General features: G+C 67.1%; 14 protein-coding genes and 1 pseudogene. 6 read left to right on the top strand and 9 right to left on the bottom strand.

Annotation, left to right across the window (positions count from 1 at the left end):
• Positions 1-153: 153 nt before the first annotated feature.
• From CG716_RS11625 to CG716_RS11615, 3 genes are all read right to left on the bottom strand, one after another.
• Entirely contained in the window at positions 154-1,512 is a 1,359-nt protein-coding gene (locus tag CG716_RS11625) for an alpha/beta hydrolase (protein WP_094479607.1), read from the bottom strand.
• Positions 1,513-1,658: 146 nt separating this feature from the next.
• A complete protein-coding gene (locus CG716_RS11620; protein WP_133066924.1) occupies positions 1,659-2,252 on the bottom strand; it encodes a hypothetical protein in 594 nt (197 codons plus the stop codon).
• A gap of 119 nt (positions 2,253-2,371) precedes the next feature.
• Positions 2,372-4,042, bottom strand: a complete 1,671-nt coding sequence (locus CG716_RS11615; protein ID WP_094479603.1) for an FAD-binding dehydrogenase — start codon at positions 4,040-4,042, stop codon at positions 2,372-2,374.
• Positions 4,043-4,393: 351 nt separating this feature from the next.
• On the opposite strand from CG716_RS11615, the gene CG716_RS11610 reads away from it, so the two are divergent.
• Entirely contained in the window at positions 4,394-5,353 is a 960-nt protein-coding gene (locus tag CG716_RS11610; RefSeq protein WP_207760643.1) for an iron-containing redox enzyme family protein, read from the top strand.
• Here the strand turns inward: CG716_RS11610 and CG716_RS11605 are convergent.
• From CG716_RS11605 to CG716_RS11590, 5 genes are all read right to left on the bottom strand, one after another.
• Entirely contained in the window at positions 5,333-5,500 is a 168-nt protein-coding gene (locus CG716_RS11605; RefSeq protein ID WP_094479841.1) for a CDGSH iron-sulfur domain-containing protein, read from the bottom strand. The genes CG716_RS11610 and CG716_RS11605 overlap by 21 nt on opposite strands.
• A 44-nt stretch (positions 5,501-5,544) precedes the next feature.
• A complete protein-coding gene (locus CG716_RS11600; protein ID WP_094479839.1) occupies positions 5,545-6,228 on the bottom strand; it encodes a HemK2/MTQ2 family protein methyltransferase in 684 nt (227 codons plus the stop codon).
• A gap of 105 nt (positions 6,229-6,333) precedes the next feature.
• Entirely contained in the window at positions 6,334-6,498 is a 165-nt protein-coding gene (locus CG716_RS30180) for a hypothetical protein (protein ID WP_165774113.1), read from the bottom strand.
• Between the two features lie 60 nt (positions 6,499-6,558).
• The gene (locus tag CG716_RS11595; protein WP_094479599.1) at positions 6,559-7,545 is read right to left on the bottom strand and encodes an LLM class F420-dependent oxidoreductase; all 987 of its coding nucleotides are present in this window, start codon (positions 7,543-7,545) and stop codon (positions 6,559-6,561) included.
• A gap of 43 nt (positions 7,546-7,588) precedes the next feature.
• Entirely contained in the window at positions 7,589-8,053 is a 465-nt protein-coding gene (locus CG716_RS11590) for a GatB/YqeY domain-containing protein (RefSeq protein ID WP_094479597.1), read from the bottom strand.
• Here CG716_RS11590 and CG716_RS11580 point away from each other — a divergent pair.
• The 5 genes and pseudogenes from CG716_RS11580 (at position 8,052) to CG716_RS11560 (ending at position 13,462) form a co-directional block, all read left to right on the top strand.
• A pseudogene (locus CG716_RS11580) lies at positions 8,052-9,376 on the top strand (DUF7847 domain-containing protein). The gene CG716_RS11590 and the pseudogene CG716_RS11580 overlap by 2 nt on opposite strands.
• A 12-nt stretch (positions 9,377-9,388) precedes the next feature.
• Positions 9,389-10,042: a DUF4129 domain-containing protein gene (locus CG716_RS11575; protein WP_094479591.1), complete on the top strand. Its 654-nt coding sequence runs from the start codon at positions 9,389-9,391 to the stop codon at positions 10,040-10,042.
• Positions 10,039-11,160, top strand: coding sequence for a DUF4350 domain-containing protein (locus CG716_RS11570; protein WP_094479589.1), 1,122 nt, complete (start codon positions 10,039-10,041; stop codon positions 11,158-11,160). Before CG716_RS11575 ends, CG716_RS11570 begins: the two co-directional genes overlap by 4 nt.
• Positions 11,157-12,140, top strand: coding sequence for an AAA family ATPase (locus CG716_RS11565; protein ID WP_207760642.1), 984 nt, complete (start codon positions 11,157-11,159; stop codon positions 12,138-12,140). Before CG716_RS11570 ends, CG716_RS11565 begins: the two co-directional genes overlap by 4 nt.
• On the top strand, positions 12,140-13,462 hold the full coding sequence (locus CG716_RS11560) for a DUF58 domain-containing protein (RefSeq protein ID WP_094479587.1): 1,323 nt from the start codon (positions 12,140-12,142) through the stop codon (positions 13,460-13,462). The genes CG716_RS11565 and CG716_RS11560 overlap by 1 nt, the downstream gene beginning before the upstream one ends.
• On the opposite strand, the gene CG716_RS11555 is transcribed toward CG716_RS11560, so the two are convergent.
• Positions 13,459-14,451, bottom strand: a complete 993-nt coding sequence (locus CG716_RS11555; RefSeq protein ID WP_094479585.1) for a stage II sporulation protein M — start codon at positions 14,449-14,451, stop codon at positions 13,459-13,461. The genes CG716_RS11560 and CG716_RS11555 overlap by 4 nt on opposite strands.
• Positions 14,452-14,479 lie beyond the last annotated feature (28 nt).

Below are 14,479 nucleotides of genomic sequence, written 5' to 3'. Positions count from 1 at the left end.
TGAACAGATGACCGTCAGCAGCGACGGGCTGGGCCGGGTGACGAATCGTCGCCCGGCCCGCGCTCTGCCATCGACGACATTGCCACCGGAGTCCAGCTACCCCGACTCGTGTTTTGGCACAGGGCCTTGATCGAGTACTTCGGTTGAGGCCTTTTACTTGGCCCGGAGCGTCAGTCCGAGGGCTTGGTAGATCCCCGGACGCTCCCGATAAGCGTCCGGGAGGGGCGCGAAGATCGTCCAGTCGTGGAACTGACCTTCCCGGAGCACGAACGTGAAGTCAGCGTCCGTCGCGATCGCCTCGTCGCGCAGTCGCAACGTTTGTTGCGTGAGCAGATCATTGGAACTCGAGTACACGGTGGTCGGCGGCAAGCCAGCCAGCGAACCGTAGATCGGGCTGACGATGGGATCATTCAGGGCGAGATCGCCCGCCCACGTCAGCAGGTTGGTGTTGTGCGAATCGGCGGGGTTGCCCAAGAGTGGGTCATCGACCGGGTTCTGGAACGTGTCTGAGAGGTCGAGCGCCGGTGCCAGCAGGAGGAGACGATGGGGCTGCGCGCCGTTGCGCTTGACGATCTCCTGCAGAGCGGCCAACGCGATGGTGCCGCCGGCCGAGTCGCCGTCCACGCTGACATTGTCGGTGCCGTACGCCGTGATCACCGAGCTGATGAAGTCAGCCATCACAGGTATGTCGGTGGCCGCATTGCCTTGCGGGGCAAGGGTATAGAGCGGGACGATGATGGTCGCGCCGGTGTCGCGGGCCATGTCGGTATAGGTCCACCAGTGGAAGATGCTGATCTGGCCGATGAATGAGCCGCCATGGATGGCCACGACGTACTGGCCGCTCGGGTCGCGTGGTGTCAGGGTCCACACGGCCATACCTTCGTATTCGGTCTTCTGCGCCTTGATTCCGGCCAGCAGGAAGAAGTCCGGCACACCGTCGGTGAAGAACGGGATTTGCGCGCTGGTACCGGCGAGGCTGAAGGGCAGGTGGAATGTCGTCGTCACGAAATCGATCAGACGCAGCCCGACCACCACTGCCCGTTGGATAATCGTCGGCGGCGGACCGGTGTACAAGCTCTCGTCGATCGGCGGGGTGTCGGCCGCGGAAACTGTTTCTGTTTTTGCGATCGCTCTGGCCGACGTGGCATGACCAGCCAAAGATGTTGTGGCACTGACTGTTGCGGAAGCAGCGCTGGGCTCGTTATCGCGGCGACTGACGCCGAGAACAGACAGTGTCACCGCCACGATGTTCGGCGCTTTGGGAACCTGGTTGGCGGCGATGCCGCCTCGCGGCGTCGAAATCGACGCCAACGCTTGCGTATTGGCCGATGGCGGCGCTTTGTATCGCGCCCCCGATGCCGTGGTCGCTTTGTTTGCCGGTGACGAGGCGCCGGTGGACGAGGACCCCGAATCCGCCCATGCCACACCCTGCGCGGCAAGGGCTATTCCCGCACCCACTCCCAGCGCGGCGGCAAGCCCGCCGATCCGTCCGACGAACACGCCTGCGCCCACGGCTTGACCTTCCCTTCCCCGGGTGGAACTGCGATCCCGCCGAACGTAGCAAGGTTTCGGTGTTCATTGAGGTCATTACGCGGTACCGCGACATAAAGAGATTCACCCCCGGACCTCGATAGGCCCGGGGGTGAACTAACTCCGCGTCAGAACGGGGGTGGCGGCAACGCTGGGGGCGGCGGCAGCGGCGGCGGACCCGGCAGGGGCGGTGAGCCCGGCAGGAACGGGATCCACGGAGGCGGCGGCAACGCAGGTGGCGGCGGCAGCGGAGGCGGACCGATCGCGGGCATCGGGCCGAGGGCAGGTGGTGGCGGCAATGCTGGGGCGGCCGGCAGGCTCGCCGCGCTCAGCGCCGGCACCGAGGCAGCAGCCGGAACCGCCGCCGACGTCAGACTCCCGAACGGATTGAAGCCGTTCTGGAACGCCGAGAACACCAACGCCGATGCCGCACTGCCGGCCACGGCGGTCGCGCCACCGACCGCACCGTTGGCCACCGGCACCGCGATAGCGGTCGCAATGTTGGCCTCCGTCTGCTGGGTGGCCGAGTCGCGCGCCTCATCCACCGACCGAGCGATGGTGTTGTTGTAGGTGTTCGTCAAGCTGTCGAGGAACGACCCAAATTCATCCGGGCTGGCCGGATCGGCGGGTGCGGCTGATGCGACGCCACCCGCCGCAAACAACGCCCCCACTGACAACGCCGTGGTGGCCACCGCTCGAAGCGATGTACGTCGAAGGCTCATTTCGGCCCCCTTCCTGATGGAGCCATACTATCGGGCCGCGGCTCGGATCAACATCCCTCTATATTGACGTCAACGTCAAATGAGACAGCAACGCTCCCGGGGCTGGTCGGGGGCACGATCTACAGTGCTGTTGCAGCCGCCCGGCCTGCGGCGCGGCCCGAGAACAGGCAGCCCCCGAGGAACGTGCCCTCCAACGCGTTGTATCCGTGCACGCCGCCGCCACCGAATCCGGCCACTTCACCCGCGGCGTACAGCCCGTCGATCGGCCTGCCGTCGACGCCTATCGCCCGAGACGACAGATCTGTCTGGATGCCGCCGAGAGTCTTGCGGGTCAGGATGTGCAGCTTCACCCCGATCAGCGGGCCCGCCGCCGGGTCGAGGATCCGGTGCGGGGCGGCGGTCCGGCCGATCCGGTCGCCGATGTAGCGCCGCGAGTTACGGATGCCCTGCACCTGCGCGTCCTTGGAATACGGGTTGGCCATCTGCAGATCGCGGGCCTCGATCTGCGCCCGCAGGTGTCCGGCGTCCAACAGCGGTTCGTCGGTCAGCGCATTCATTTTCGCGACCAGCTCGTCGAGGCGATCAGCCACCACGAAGTCCGCGCCGTGGCGTTTGAAGGCTTCCACCGGCGCCGGCGCGCCTTTTGTCAGCAGCCGCTCCTTGAGGAATCCGGCGCGGTCCTTGCTGGTGATGTCGGGGTTCTGTTCGGAACCCGACAGGGCGAACTCGCGCTCGATGATCTTCTGGGTGAGGACGAACCAACTGTGGTCGTAGCCGGCGATCTCCGGAGTGGTGCGCAGATAGCGCAACGTGCCAAGGGTGTCGTAGCCGGGCAGGTACGGCTGGGGCAGCCGCCGGCCCAGTGCGTCGAACCAGATCGACGACGGCCCCGGCAAGATCCGGATCGCGTGCGCCGGCCAGATCGGATCCCAGTTCTGCACACCCTCGGTGTAGTGCCACATCCGGTCCCGGTTGACCGTGCGCACCCCGGAATCGGCGGCGATGTCGAGCATCCTGCCATCGACGTAAGCGGGCACTCCGGTGATCATCGAGCGCGGCGGGGTGCCCAGTCGCTGCGGCCAGTACTGCCGCACGATGTCGTGGTTGGCGCCGATGCCCCCGGTGGTGAGAATGACGGCTTGGGCATGAAATTCGAACTCCCCCAAGGTATCCCGATTAGATGGCGCGCCGCGGGGCGCGTTGTCGGGTGCCAGTACGGCGCCCCGTACGCCGGTGACCGCGCCGTCGGCGATGAGCAGTTCATCTACCCGGTGCCGGTGCCGGAACGTCACCAGCCCGCGCTCCGCGGCGGACAGCGCCGAGTTGACGAAGGGCTCCACCACCCCGGTCCCGGTACCCCATGCGACGTGGAAACGCGGCACCGAGTTGCCGTGCCCGTCGGCGCGCAGGTCACCGCGTTCGGCCCAGCCGACCGTGGGAAGGAATTTGATGCCGTGTCCGAGAAGCCATGAGCGCTTCTCGCCGGCGGCGAAGTCTACGTAGGCATGGGCCCATCGCACCGCCCAGCTGTCCTCGTCGTCGAGGCGGTCGAATTGGGCGCTGCCAGACCAGTCGTTCCAGGCGAGGTCGAGGCTGTCCTTGACTCCCAGGCGCCGCTGTTCGGGAGAGTCCACCAGAAACAGCCCGCCGAACGACCAGAACGCCTGCCCGCCCAGGTTCGCTTCGTTCTCCTGGTCGACCAGCAGGACCTTCTTGCCGCGGCTGGTCAGTTCGTGGGTAGCCACGAGACCAGCCAGTCCGGCTCCGACGACGATGACGTCTGCGTCCATGGGTGACGGCCTTTCGCTGTCGAGACAGGCCCACGGTACAACCAGGTACTTTCACCCATCGCAACCACTGATGGGGCCCCTGTCGTCGCCACCATGACGAAGATCGGTTTCAACAGCTGCAGGTGTCGATGAGCTGGGGCGTGCACGGTTGGCGGTGCCGGTGCCCGGTCAACGACTCTGCGCACTTTGCTGGTCGGCGTCACCGACCCGGACGCATTTGTCGCCTCCGTCAACCGATCCTGATGTGACGCACGGGGTTTAGCCCGGCCCGTGTTGGGGGAAAAGGATTAGGTGACGCTCGCCCCCATCTCGCTGGAACCCCTTCTTCCCCAAGCTCGAGGACCGTTGTCAATGGCTGTCCTCGAGCTTCTGACCGAACGGGCGCCACGTAATTATCTGGCTCGGGTCGAGGCCCCGGTGCGCGACTCTGACCCGTACGGCATCGATCTGCAGCTGGCGCTCTACGTCTGCTACGAGCTGCACTACCGCGGGTTCGCCGGCGTTGACCCGGGCTGGGAGTGGAACCCCGGTCTGCTGCATCTGCGCGCGCAACTGGAAGAGGCATTCCTGGACGCGGTGCGTCGCGATGTCGGGGAGATCAGCGCCGAGACCACCGCGGCCGCCGAGATGGAGCAGCTGACAATCGAACCGGTCGACGGTTCCGGGCCGTCCTACCACCTGCGCAGCACCGGGACCTGGGAGCAGATGCAGGAGTACTTCGTGCACCGCTCGCTCTATCACCTCAAGGAGGGCGACCCGCACGCGTGGGCCATTCCCCGGCTGACCGGCCAGGCCAAAGCCGCCTTCGTGGCCGTCGAGTTCGACGAGTTCGGTGCCGGCCGAGGCGATCACGTGCATCAGCAGTTGTTCGCCGACCTGATGGTGGCAGCGGACCTGGATGCGACCTACTTGGGTTACATCGACGCCGTGCCCGCCGTGTCGCTGGCCGTGGTGAATTTGATGTCGTTCTTCGGCCTGCATCGTGAGCATCGCGGCGCGGCGATCGGGCACTTCGCGTCCACCGAGATCACCTCATCGCCGGGCTCGCGGAGGCTGGTCGATGCGCTGGAACGGCTCGGCGCCCCGGAGGCCTGCGTGCGGTTCTACCGGGAGCACGTCGAGGCGGACGCCGTGCACGAACAGGTGGTCCGCACCGATGTCGTCGGCGACCTGGTCAGCCGGGAGCCGGCACTGGAACGCGACGTCATCTTCGGGATCCGGGCACATCTAGCGGTCGAGGATCGGCTGGCCGATCACCTCATGCGGTACTGGACCAGCGGGCGCAGTTCCCTACGGCGTCCGCTGAGCTGACGGCTCGTCGCGCTGTTTGCGTCGATGGCTGGTGTCGCAGAGCGGATAAGTCTTACTGCGCCGGCACATACAAATCGCCACCATGAACCGGTCGGATTCGACGACGGCCCCGTCGGGCGTTTCGATACGCACGGGGCCTTGAACCATCACCGGGCCGCCGGAAACGATTCGGACCAGCCGGGTTTCGTCGCTCACCGTTTCTCCGCGCGGATCACCACGATCTCCTCCTCCCGCCGCCCCACAGGCAGCCGACCGGTGCTCTCCAGCCAGTTCGCCCGGGCTTTCAGCACCGGACCAAACGGAATGAGTTGGTTGAGAACAACTTCCGACCGGAGGCCGACACTGCGCAGACGGCGCAGCGACTGTTCGGTGTCGGAGAGCTCCGAGTGGACGATCAGCATCGTCCCCCCATCGGAAAGCAGTTCCGGGGCGCGGTCGCACATTGGATTCAGCACGAGGCGGCCGTCGATGCCCGCGTTCCACGCCGTCGCAGAGCCCACCCCGGCGGGGATGTTTTCGGAATGAGCATGAGGACCGGTTGGGACATAAGGCGGATTCGATACGACCACATCGAAGGGACCGGCCGCCAGCGCATCGGCCCATGTGCCCACCCGTGCGTCGACATCGACGCCTGCATCACCGGCATTGGTCGCGGCGCATCCCACGGCACGCGGGCAGATATCGAACGCGGTGACGGTGCGCGCACCCAGTTGCGCCGCGGCAATCGCCACGACCCCGCTTCCGGTGCAGAAGTCCAGAACACGAGACCCTTTGACCAGACCGCTGAGGGTCATCGCTTCAATCAGCAGGTAGGAATCATGTTGTGGGGCATAGACATCCACGGACTCTTGGACGTCCGGGTAAAGAATGGTCAACATCGGCCTTTCGACAATTGGGGGCGCTCTGTGCTGTCAAAGGCGCTCCGTTTAAGTGCCCCATAACGGCACCGTTAAACCAGTTCAATCCGGGGGCAAACCAGTTCAATCCGGGGGCTCGTGGTCGGGCGAGTCGGCGACGTCGGGAGCGATTTCGCGGATATCGTCGCCGCCCCCGGGCTTGGCCCCTGGCCGGTCGATTCTGCGTTCCTCCTGGTGATCGTCGGTGTAGTCCGCGTGATCTTCTTCGTCGGAGGTCGGGTCCGTCATGGCCGACGGGATTGCCCTGTGGGAAGGTTTTCAATCCCAAGGGTGGGCGTCGTCACGTGATCAGTTCGCGGCGTTGCGGAGTTTCTCCAGCAGCGGCTCGGCGGCCTTCGCCAAAAACTCGTCCTGACCTTCGTCACCGATCTGCACCAGCGCAATATCGGTGAATCCGGCTTCCCAGTACGCACTGACCGCCTCGACGATGGCGTCCAGGTCGGGCCCGCACGGGATGTTCTCGGCCACCGCCTCCGGGCTGACGAATTGCGTGGCGCCAGCGAATCCGGCCGGTGTAGGGAGATCGGCGTTGACGTCCCAACCGCCACCGAACCAGCGGAACTGTTCATGGGCGCGTTTGACCGCCGCGTCGCGGTCGGGGTCCCAGCACACCGGGATCTGACCGATCACCCGCCCGCCCCCGGGCAGGCCGGTGGCCTGGCGCGCCGAATGCCACCCGTTGACCAGCTTGGCGTCGGGCTCGACGGCGATCATGTGGTCACCGGCGGTTGCGAAGGCGTCCACGGATCGCTGCCCGGACACCGCGACTCCGATGGTGACCGGCTCGTCTGGAACATCCCAGATCCGTGCCGAATCAACCTGGAAGTACTCGCCTTTGTGATCGACGAGCTCACCGCTGAGCAGTTGCCGGATGATCACGATGGCCTCGTTCAGCATGTCCTGGCGTCGTTGGATGGTAGGCCAGCCCCTGCCGACGACATGCTCGTTGAGGTTCTCCCCCGAACCGACGCCGAGGGTGAACCGGCCATCGGCCAGGATCTGCAAGGTGGCGGCCTGCTGCGCGACGACGGCCGGGTGATAGCGCATCGTCGGGCAGGTCACGTAGGTGTACAGGGCGACCCTGTCGGTGGCGTGGGCCACCGCACCGAGCAAGGTCCACGCGTTGGGTGCGTGTCCCTGTGTGGTCAGCCACGGCGAGAAGTGGTCGCTGGACACTTCGAAGTCGAAGCCCGCGCGTTCCGCCGAAATAGCATACTGTACAAGGCTTTTGGGGCCGCTTTGCTCGGTCATCAAGGTGTATCCGAAGCGCGTCATACGCAACGGGTACCCGAGACTCACACAGCGAAACGGGGCAGGACTACAAACGCGCCTTGACCGCCGCCGACAGCCGCGACCCGTCGGCCTTGCCTGCCGCGATCGCGCTGGCCGCCTTCATCACCAGACCCATCTGTTTGGCCGACGGGCGTTCCCCGATCTCCTCGGCCACCTGCGCGATCGCGGTGTCCGCGACGTCGGCCACCTCGGCGTCGGTCAGCGGGGTCGGCAGGTACTCGTCGATGATCCGGGCCTCGGCGTGCTCCTCGGCAGCCAGTTCGCCGCGCCCGTTCTGGGTGTAGATCTCGGCGGATTCGCTTCGCTTCTTGGACTCCCTGGCGAGCACCTTGAGCACCTCGTCGTCGGAGAGGTCACGCGCCTGCTTGCCCGAGACCTCCTCGGTCTGGATCGCCGCGAGCAGCAGTCGCAGCGTCGCAGTGCGCAACTTGTCCTGACTCTTCATCGCTTCGGTGAGGTCCGATCTCAGCCGGTCCTTGAGCTCCGCCATGGCGCAAACGCTACGCGCCCGGGATGGGCGGGACGTTGAGAAATGGCTCGGCGCTCGACAGGATGGGCGTATGAGCAACGACGTGGGGGGCGTTGTCCGGTGACGGCACCACCTGCCGGACCACCCGGACCGCCGCCCGGATGGCCTGGTCAACCGGCATTCTCGCCGCCAGGGCCGCCTGCCGGTTATCCACCGCCCGGATATCCACCGCCGGGCTATGGGCCACCCGCCTATGGCCCGCCCGGTTATCCGCCACCGGCTTACGGTCCGCCGGGATATCCCCCACCGGGGTACGCCGCGCCCGGGTATCCACCACCCGGTTTCCCACCACCGGGCTACGGACCGCCGATGGCGCCCAAGCCAGGCATCATCCCGCTTCGGCCGCTGTCGCTCAGCGATATCTTCAACGGCGCTGTCGCCTACATCCGGTCGAACCCGAAGGCGTCGCTGGGCCTGACAACCATCGTGGTGGTGATCACCCAGATCCTGGCGCTCGTCTTGCAGCTGGGTCCGATCATTTCTATGGGCGGCAAGGTCGGCGCCCAAACCGGCGAAGAGTTGTCCACACCGGTGGTGGTGGGCTCTATCCTGTCCGGCCTCACCACCGGCGTGACGACCTTCCTGGCGGCAATCCTGCTGTCCGGCATGCTCACCGTCGTGGTCGCGCGGGCAGTATTCGGCTCCAAGATCACCGTCGGCGAAGCCTGGCAGCGGGTGCGTGGCCGGCTGCTGGCCCTCCTCGGGTTCAGCGTGCTGGAAGTTTTGGCCGCATTGCTGTTGGCGGGTGTGGTCGCGGCCGTCATCGCCGGAATTGCGGTGGCGGCTAACGGCCTTGCCGCAGTGATCATCGGCATCCCGCTGGTACTGGCATTGATCGCTGCGCTCGCCTACCTGTACACCAGCCTGTCGTTCACTCCGGTCGCCATCGTGCTGGAGCGAAAGCCCATCATCGAGTCGATCCGCCGTTCGTTTGGCTTGGTGCGCAACCACTTCTGGCGAGTCATCGGAATCCGGCTGCTCGCTTCGGTGGTCGCGGGGGTGATCGCCGGCGCGGTCTCGATTCCGTTCAGCATCGCCGGTCAGGTACTGCTCCTCGGGGACACGTCCTCAGGCTCGATCATCCTGTCGACCACATTGATCGCCATCGGCGGCGCGATCGGCGAGATTCTCACCGCGCCGTTCGCCGCCGGTGTGGTGGTGCTGCTCTACACCGATACCCGCATCCGTGCCGAGGCGTTCGATCTGGTGTTGCGAACTGGGGCTAACGCCGGGCACACCGACATCGTGCCCGCCGACAATCTGTGGCTTACCCCGTCGCGGTAGCGCCGGATCAGCATGCCCGCCATCGATATCGACCGTGAGGCCGCTCACGAGGCCGCCCAGCGTGAGCTGGCCAAGCCGATCTATCCCAAGCCCTCGCTGATGGATCGGCTCGGGGACTGGCTGCAGGAGTTGCTGTACCGGCTGATCGTCAAGGGCTCGTCGATCCCGGGCGGCTGGTTGACCATCACCGTGCTGGCCATTGTGGTTGTGGTGGCGTTCATCGTCGCGGTACGGATCGCGCGACGCACTATGCGGACCGACCGGGGTGGTGACGCCGGCCTCTTCGGAGCCCACGAACTCAGTGCGGCGGAGCATCGAGTGACGGCTGAAGCTTATGCGGCCCAGGGTAACTGGGCCGCAGCAATCAGGCACCGGCTGCGAGCAGTCGGCCGCCACCTCGAGGAGACGGGCATGCTGAATCCCGTCCCGGGCCGCACCGCCACCGAGCTCGCCCGTGACGCGGGTGAACTGCTGCCCGCGTTCGACGGTGACTTACGCCGCGCGGCATCGGTGTTCAACGACGTCACCTACGGTGAGCAACCGGGAACCGAACCGAACTACCGCATGGTGGCCGAACTCGACGAGGCTCTTCGCCGGCATGCCGCGCCGACCCCGGCCGATGCGGCAGCGCCCGCCGTCCCCGACACCTGGGCCCCGCTGCGGTGAGCACAACCATCGGCCAGCGTTGGCGCACCGGACGCTGGATTGCCTTGGCGCTCATCGCGATCTCGGTTGTCGCCGTAATCGGTGCCTACTTCACCGCCCCGCGCCCGGGCGGCCGGATGGATCCCGACTCCACGAGCCCCGACGGCGCACACGCACTGGTCACCCTGCTTCGCGAGCACGGCGTCGACGTCGTCGTCGCCCACACCGTGGCCGATGTCGAGCAGGCTGCACGGCCCGACACTCTGCTGCTGGCGGCCGAGACCTACTACACCCGTGGCGAAGATCTGCTGAGCCGGCTCGGCGACGTCCCGGGTGATCGGCTGGTCCTCGAACCCACGTCACGCGCCCGACAGGCGCTGGCCCCCCACGTGCGTATCGGCGGTGCCGGGATGCTCACCATGAAGCCCGATTGCGATCTGCCCGAAGCCAATCGCGCAGGGACAGTGGAACTGGGCGCCACCGACACCTACGAGAAGGCCGGCGATGTCGACCTGACCCGTTGCTACGGCGGAGCGTTGGTGCGCTACCACACCGACGGCCGCACCGTCACCGTCGTCGGTAGCGCGGATTTCATGACCAACGGCGGCCTGCTCCAGGAGGGCAACGCCGCGCTGGCGATGAACCTGGCCGGCAACCGGCCCCGGCTGATCTGGTACGCCCCGCAGCAGGCCGAAGGTGATGGTGCGGAAGGCTCGTCGCTCACCGACTTGATGCCCGACGCGGTGACCTGGATCGTATGGCAGCTGTGCCTGGTCGTGCTGTTACTGGCGGTGTGGCAGGGCCGCCGTCTGGGCCCGCTCGTCGCCGAGAAGCTGCCCGTGGTGGTGCGGGCATCCGAAACCGTGGAGGGTCGTGCGCGCCTTTACCGGTCCCGCCGGGCCCGCGGCCAAGCGGCCGAAGCATTGCGCACCGCAACCTTGCAACGGCTCATACCCCGACTGGGCCTGGGTCCTAACGCATCCCCCGGTGCGGTGGTGGACGCGGTCGCGGCGCGTTATGCCGGGGACCCGAACACCTTGTACCACTTGCTTTTCGGTCCGCCGCCGTCCACCGATTCCGATCTGCTCCACCTGGCCCACGCACTCGACGACATCGAAAGGCAGGTCACGACGTCGTGACGTACATTGCCCCACCTCCCTCTTCCACCGCCGAGAGCGACGCGGCCCGCGCCGCACTCCTGGCCCTGCGCAATGAGATTGGCAAAGCCGTCGTCGGGCAGGACGCCGTGGTCAGCGGGCTGGTGATCGCCCTGTTGTGTCGCGGCCACGTTCTGCTGGAAGGTGTTCCTGGCGTGGCCAAGACGCTGTTGGTGCGGGCGATGGCGGCCGCACTGCAACTAGAGTTCAAGCGGGTGCAGTTCACCCCTGACCTGATGCCGGGTGACGTCACCGGCTCTCTGGTCTACGACGCCAAGACCGCCGCGTTCGTCTTCCGCAAGGGACCGGTGTTCACCAATCTCATGCTGGCCGACGAGATCAACCGCACCCCGCCGAAAACCCAAGCGGCTCTGCTCGAGGCGATGGAAGAGCGCCAGGTCAGCGTCGACGGTGAACCCCAGCTGTTGCCGGATCCGTTCATCGTGGCCGCCACCCAGAACCCGATCGAATACGAGGGCACTTATCAGCTGCCCGAGGCGCAGCTGGACCGGTTCCTGCTGAAGCTGAATGTGCCGCTGCCGCCGCGTGACCAGGAGATCGCGATCCTGTCCCGGCATGCCGGCGGTTTCGATCCGCGCGATCTGAGCGCCATCCGTCCGGTAGCCGGGCCGGCCGAGCTGGCCGCCGGGCGCCGGGCGGTCAAGCAGGTGCTGGTTGCCGATGAGGTGCTCGGTTACATCGTCGACATCGCCGGCGCGACAAGGACTTCGCCGTCGCTTCAGCTTGGCGTGTCACCGCGTGGCGCGACCGCCCTGCTGGGCACGGCGCGCTCGTGGGCGTGGTTATCGGGCCGCGGCTACGTCACACCGGACGACGTCAAGGCAATGGCCCGCCCGACATTGCGCCACCGGATCGCGCTGCGACCGGAGGCCGAGCTAGAAGGCGCCACCCCCGACGGGGTGCTGGACGGCATCCTGGCCTCGGTGCCGGTGCCGCGCTAGTGGTTCTCACCGGGCGCGCCGGACTACTCGCTCTGGTGGGCGTGCTGCCGATCGCGCTTTCTCCTTCACCGGCAACGACTTTCGCCATTGTGTTGGGGCTTCTTCTCACGGTGTTGGCCGGCGACGTGGCGTTGGCCGCGAGCCCGCGTGCACTGCACGTGACCCGCGCGGGTGACACATCGGCGCGGCTGGGCCAACCCGTCGAGGCCGTTCTGCATGTCCACAACACCGGGTCCCGCCGGTACCGTGGCGCCCTGCGTGATGCCTGGCCGCCGAGTGCCTGTGCCGACCCCCGGGCGCAGGTGCTCTCAGCCCGGGCGGGTGAAAGTCTCACTGCCATCACCCTGCTGCGGCCCGTTCGCCGCGGTGACCTGCGCTCGGAAGGTGTCACCGTCCGCTCGATCGGGCCGCTGGGTCTGGCCGGCCGGCAGCGTACGCTCCCCCTCGCCGGCCAGGTGCGCATCCTGCCGCCGTTCCTGTCGCGCAAGCATTTACCGTCACGGTTGGCGCGGTTGCGGGAGATCGACGGGCTGCTGCCGGTCCTGATCCGCGGTCAGGGAACCGAGTTCGACTCGCTGCGCGAATACGTCGTCGGCGACGACGTCCGCTCGATCGACTGGCGGGCCACGGCCCGCCGCGCCGACGTGGTCGTCCGCACGTGGCGCCCCGAACGTGATCGGCGGGTGGTGATCGTGCTCGACACGGGCCGGACCTCGGCAGGCCGCGTCGGCGTCGACCCGACCGCCAGCGACCCGGGTGGCTGGCCGCGGCTGGACTGGTCGATGGACGCCGCGCTGCTGCTGGCCGCGCTGGCCGCACGCGCCGGCGATCACGTCGACTTCCTGGCGCACGACCGTCTCACCCGCGCGGCGGTGTTCGGCGCCTCGCGTGCCGATCTGCTCGCTCAGCTGGTGGATGCGATGGCGCCGCTGGAGCCGGCTCTGATCGAATCGGATGCGACGGCAATGGTGGCCACCGTGCAGCGCCGAGTGCGCCGCACCGCACTGGTGGTGTTGCTGACCGACCTCAACGCCTCTGCCCTCGCCGAGGGCCTGCTGCCCGTATTGCCGCAGCTGTCGGCCAAGCACAACGTGATCGTGGCAGCGGTGTCCGACCCGCGCGTTGACCAGCTCGCCACTGGCCGGGCCGACGCCGCTCAGGTCTACGACGCCGCGGCCGCCGAGCGCGCCCGCAACGATCGGCGTAACATCGCAAGCCGGTTGCGGCACAACGGAGTCGAGGTGGTCGACGCGCTGCCAGAGGATCTGGCGCCGGCGCTGGCCGACCGATACCTGGCGATGAAGGCCACCGGCCGCCTCTAGCCCGTAGGCACGACGTCGGGCGCGTCCTCGACGTCACCGGTCTCACCGGCGCGGCTGGCCTTGCGGCCGAAATAGACGACATAGGACAGGAACGCCACCTCGGCGGCCACCCCGATGCCGATACGAAGAAAAGTCGGCAGAGCCGAGGGCGTCACCAATGCCTCGAGCAATCCCGACACCAGCAGCACACCGGCCAGGCCCACGGCTGCTGCCACCACGGCCCGGCCCTGTTCGGCCAGCACCTGGCCGCGCGGTCGATCGCCCGGTGAGATCACTGTCCATCCCAGCCGCATCCCGACCGCCCCGGCGAGGAATACCGCCGACAGCTCCAGCAGTCCGTGCGGAATCAACAACCCGAACAGCACATCGGCCTTGCCCGCGTCGACCATCAGGCCGCCGATCACGCCGAGGTTGGCCGCGTTCTGAAACAGCACCCACGGAATCGGGATGCCCAACAGGATCGCGTAGCCGATGCACTGTGCGGCCACCCAGGAGTTGTTGACCCACACCCGCAACGCGAACGACCCGGCCGGGTTCTCGCTGTAGTACGAGGCGAAGTCGTGGTTGACGAGGTGCTCGATCTCGTCCGGCGTACTCAGCGCCGACTGCACCTCGTGGCTGCCACCCACCCAGATCCCGATGACGACGGCCACGGCGAAGAAGACGACAGCCGTGGCCAGCCACCACCGCCACGCCCGGTAGGCCACCACCGGGAACGACACCGTCCAGAACCGGGCGAATTCGTGCCACATCGGGGCGTGCGCCCCGGTGACGGCGGCGCGGGCCCGGGCCACCAGGCTGGACAGCCGGCCGACCAATACGGAGTCCGAGGAGGCCGAGCGGACCATCGACAGGTGGGTGGAGACCCGCTGGTAGAGCTCGACGAGCTCGTCCACCTCGGGGCCGGACAGCCGACGACGGCGCTTGACCAGCTGCTCGAGCCGCTTCCAGGTGTCCTGGTGTGCCAGCACGAATGCGTCGACGTCCATCCGGCCGATGCTAGTAGCGTTGGTCGTT

The organism is Mycolicibacterium sphagni, assembly GCF_002250655.1.
In the GTDB taxonomy this organism is placed as follows: domain Bacteria; phylum Actinomycetota; class Actinomycetes; order Mycobacteriales; family Mycobacteriaceae; genus Mycobacterium; species Mycobacterium sphagni.
The sequence above is the reverse complement of the archived record's forward strand: the minus strand, read 5'-3'. Positions and strand labels throughout refer to the sequence as shown.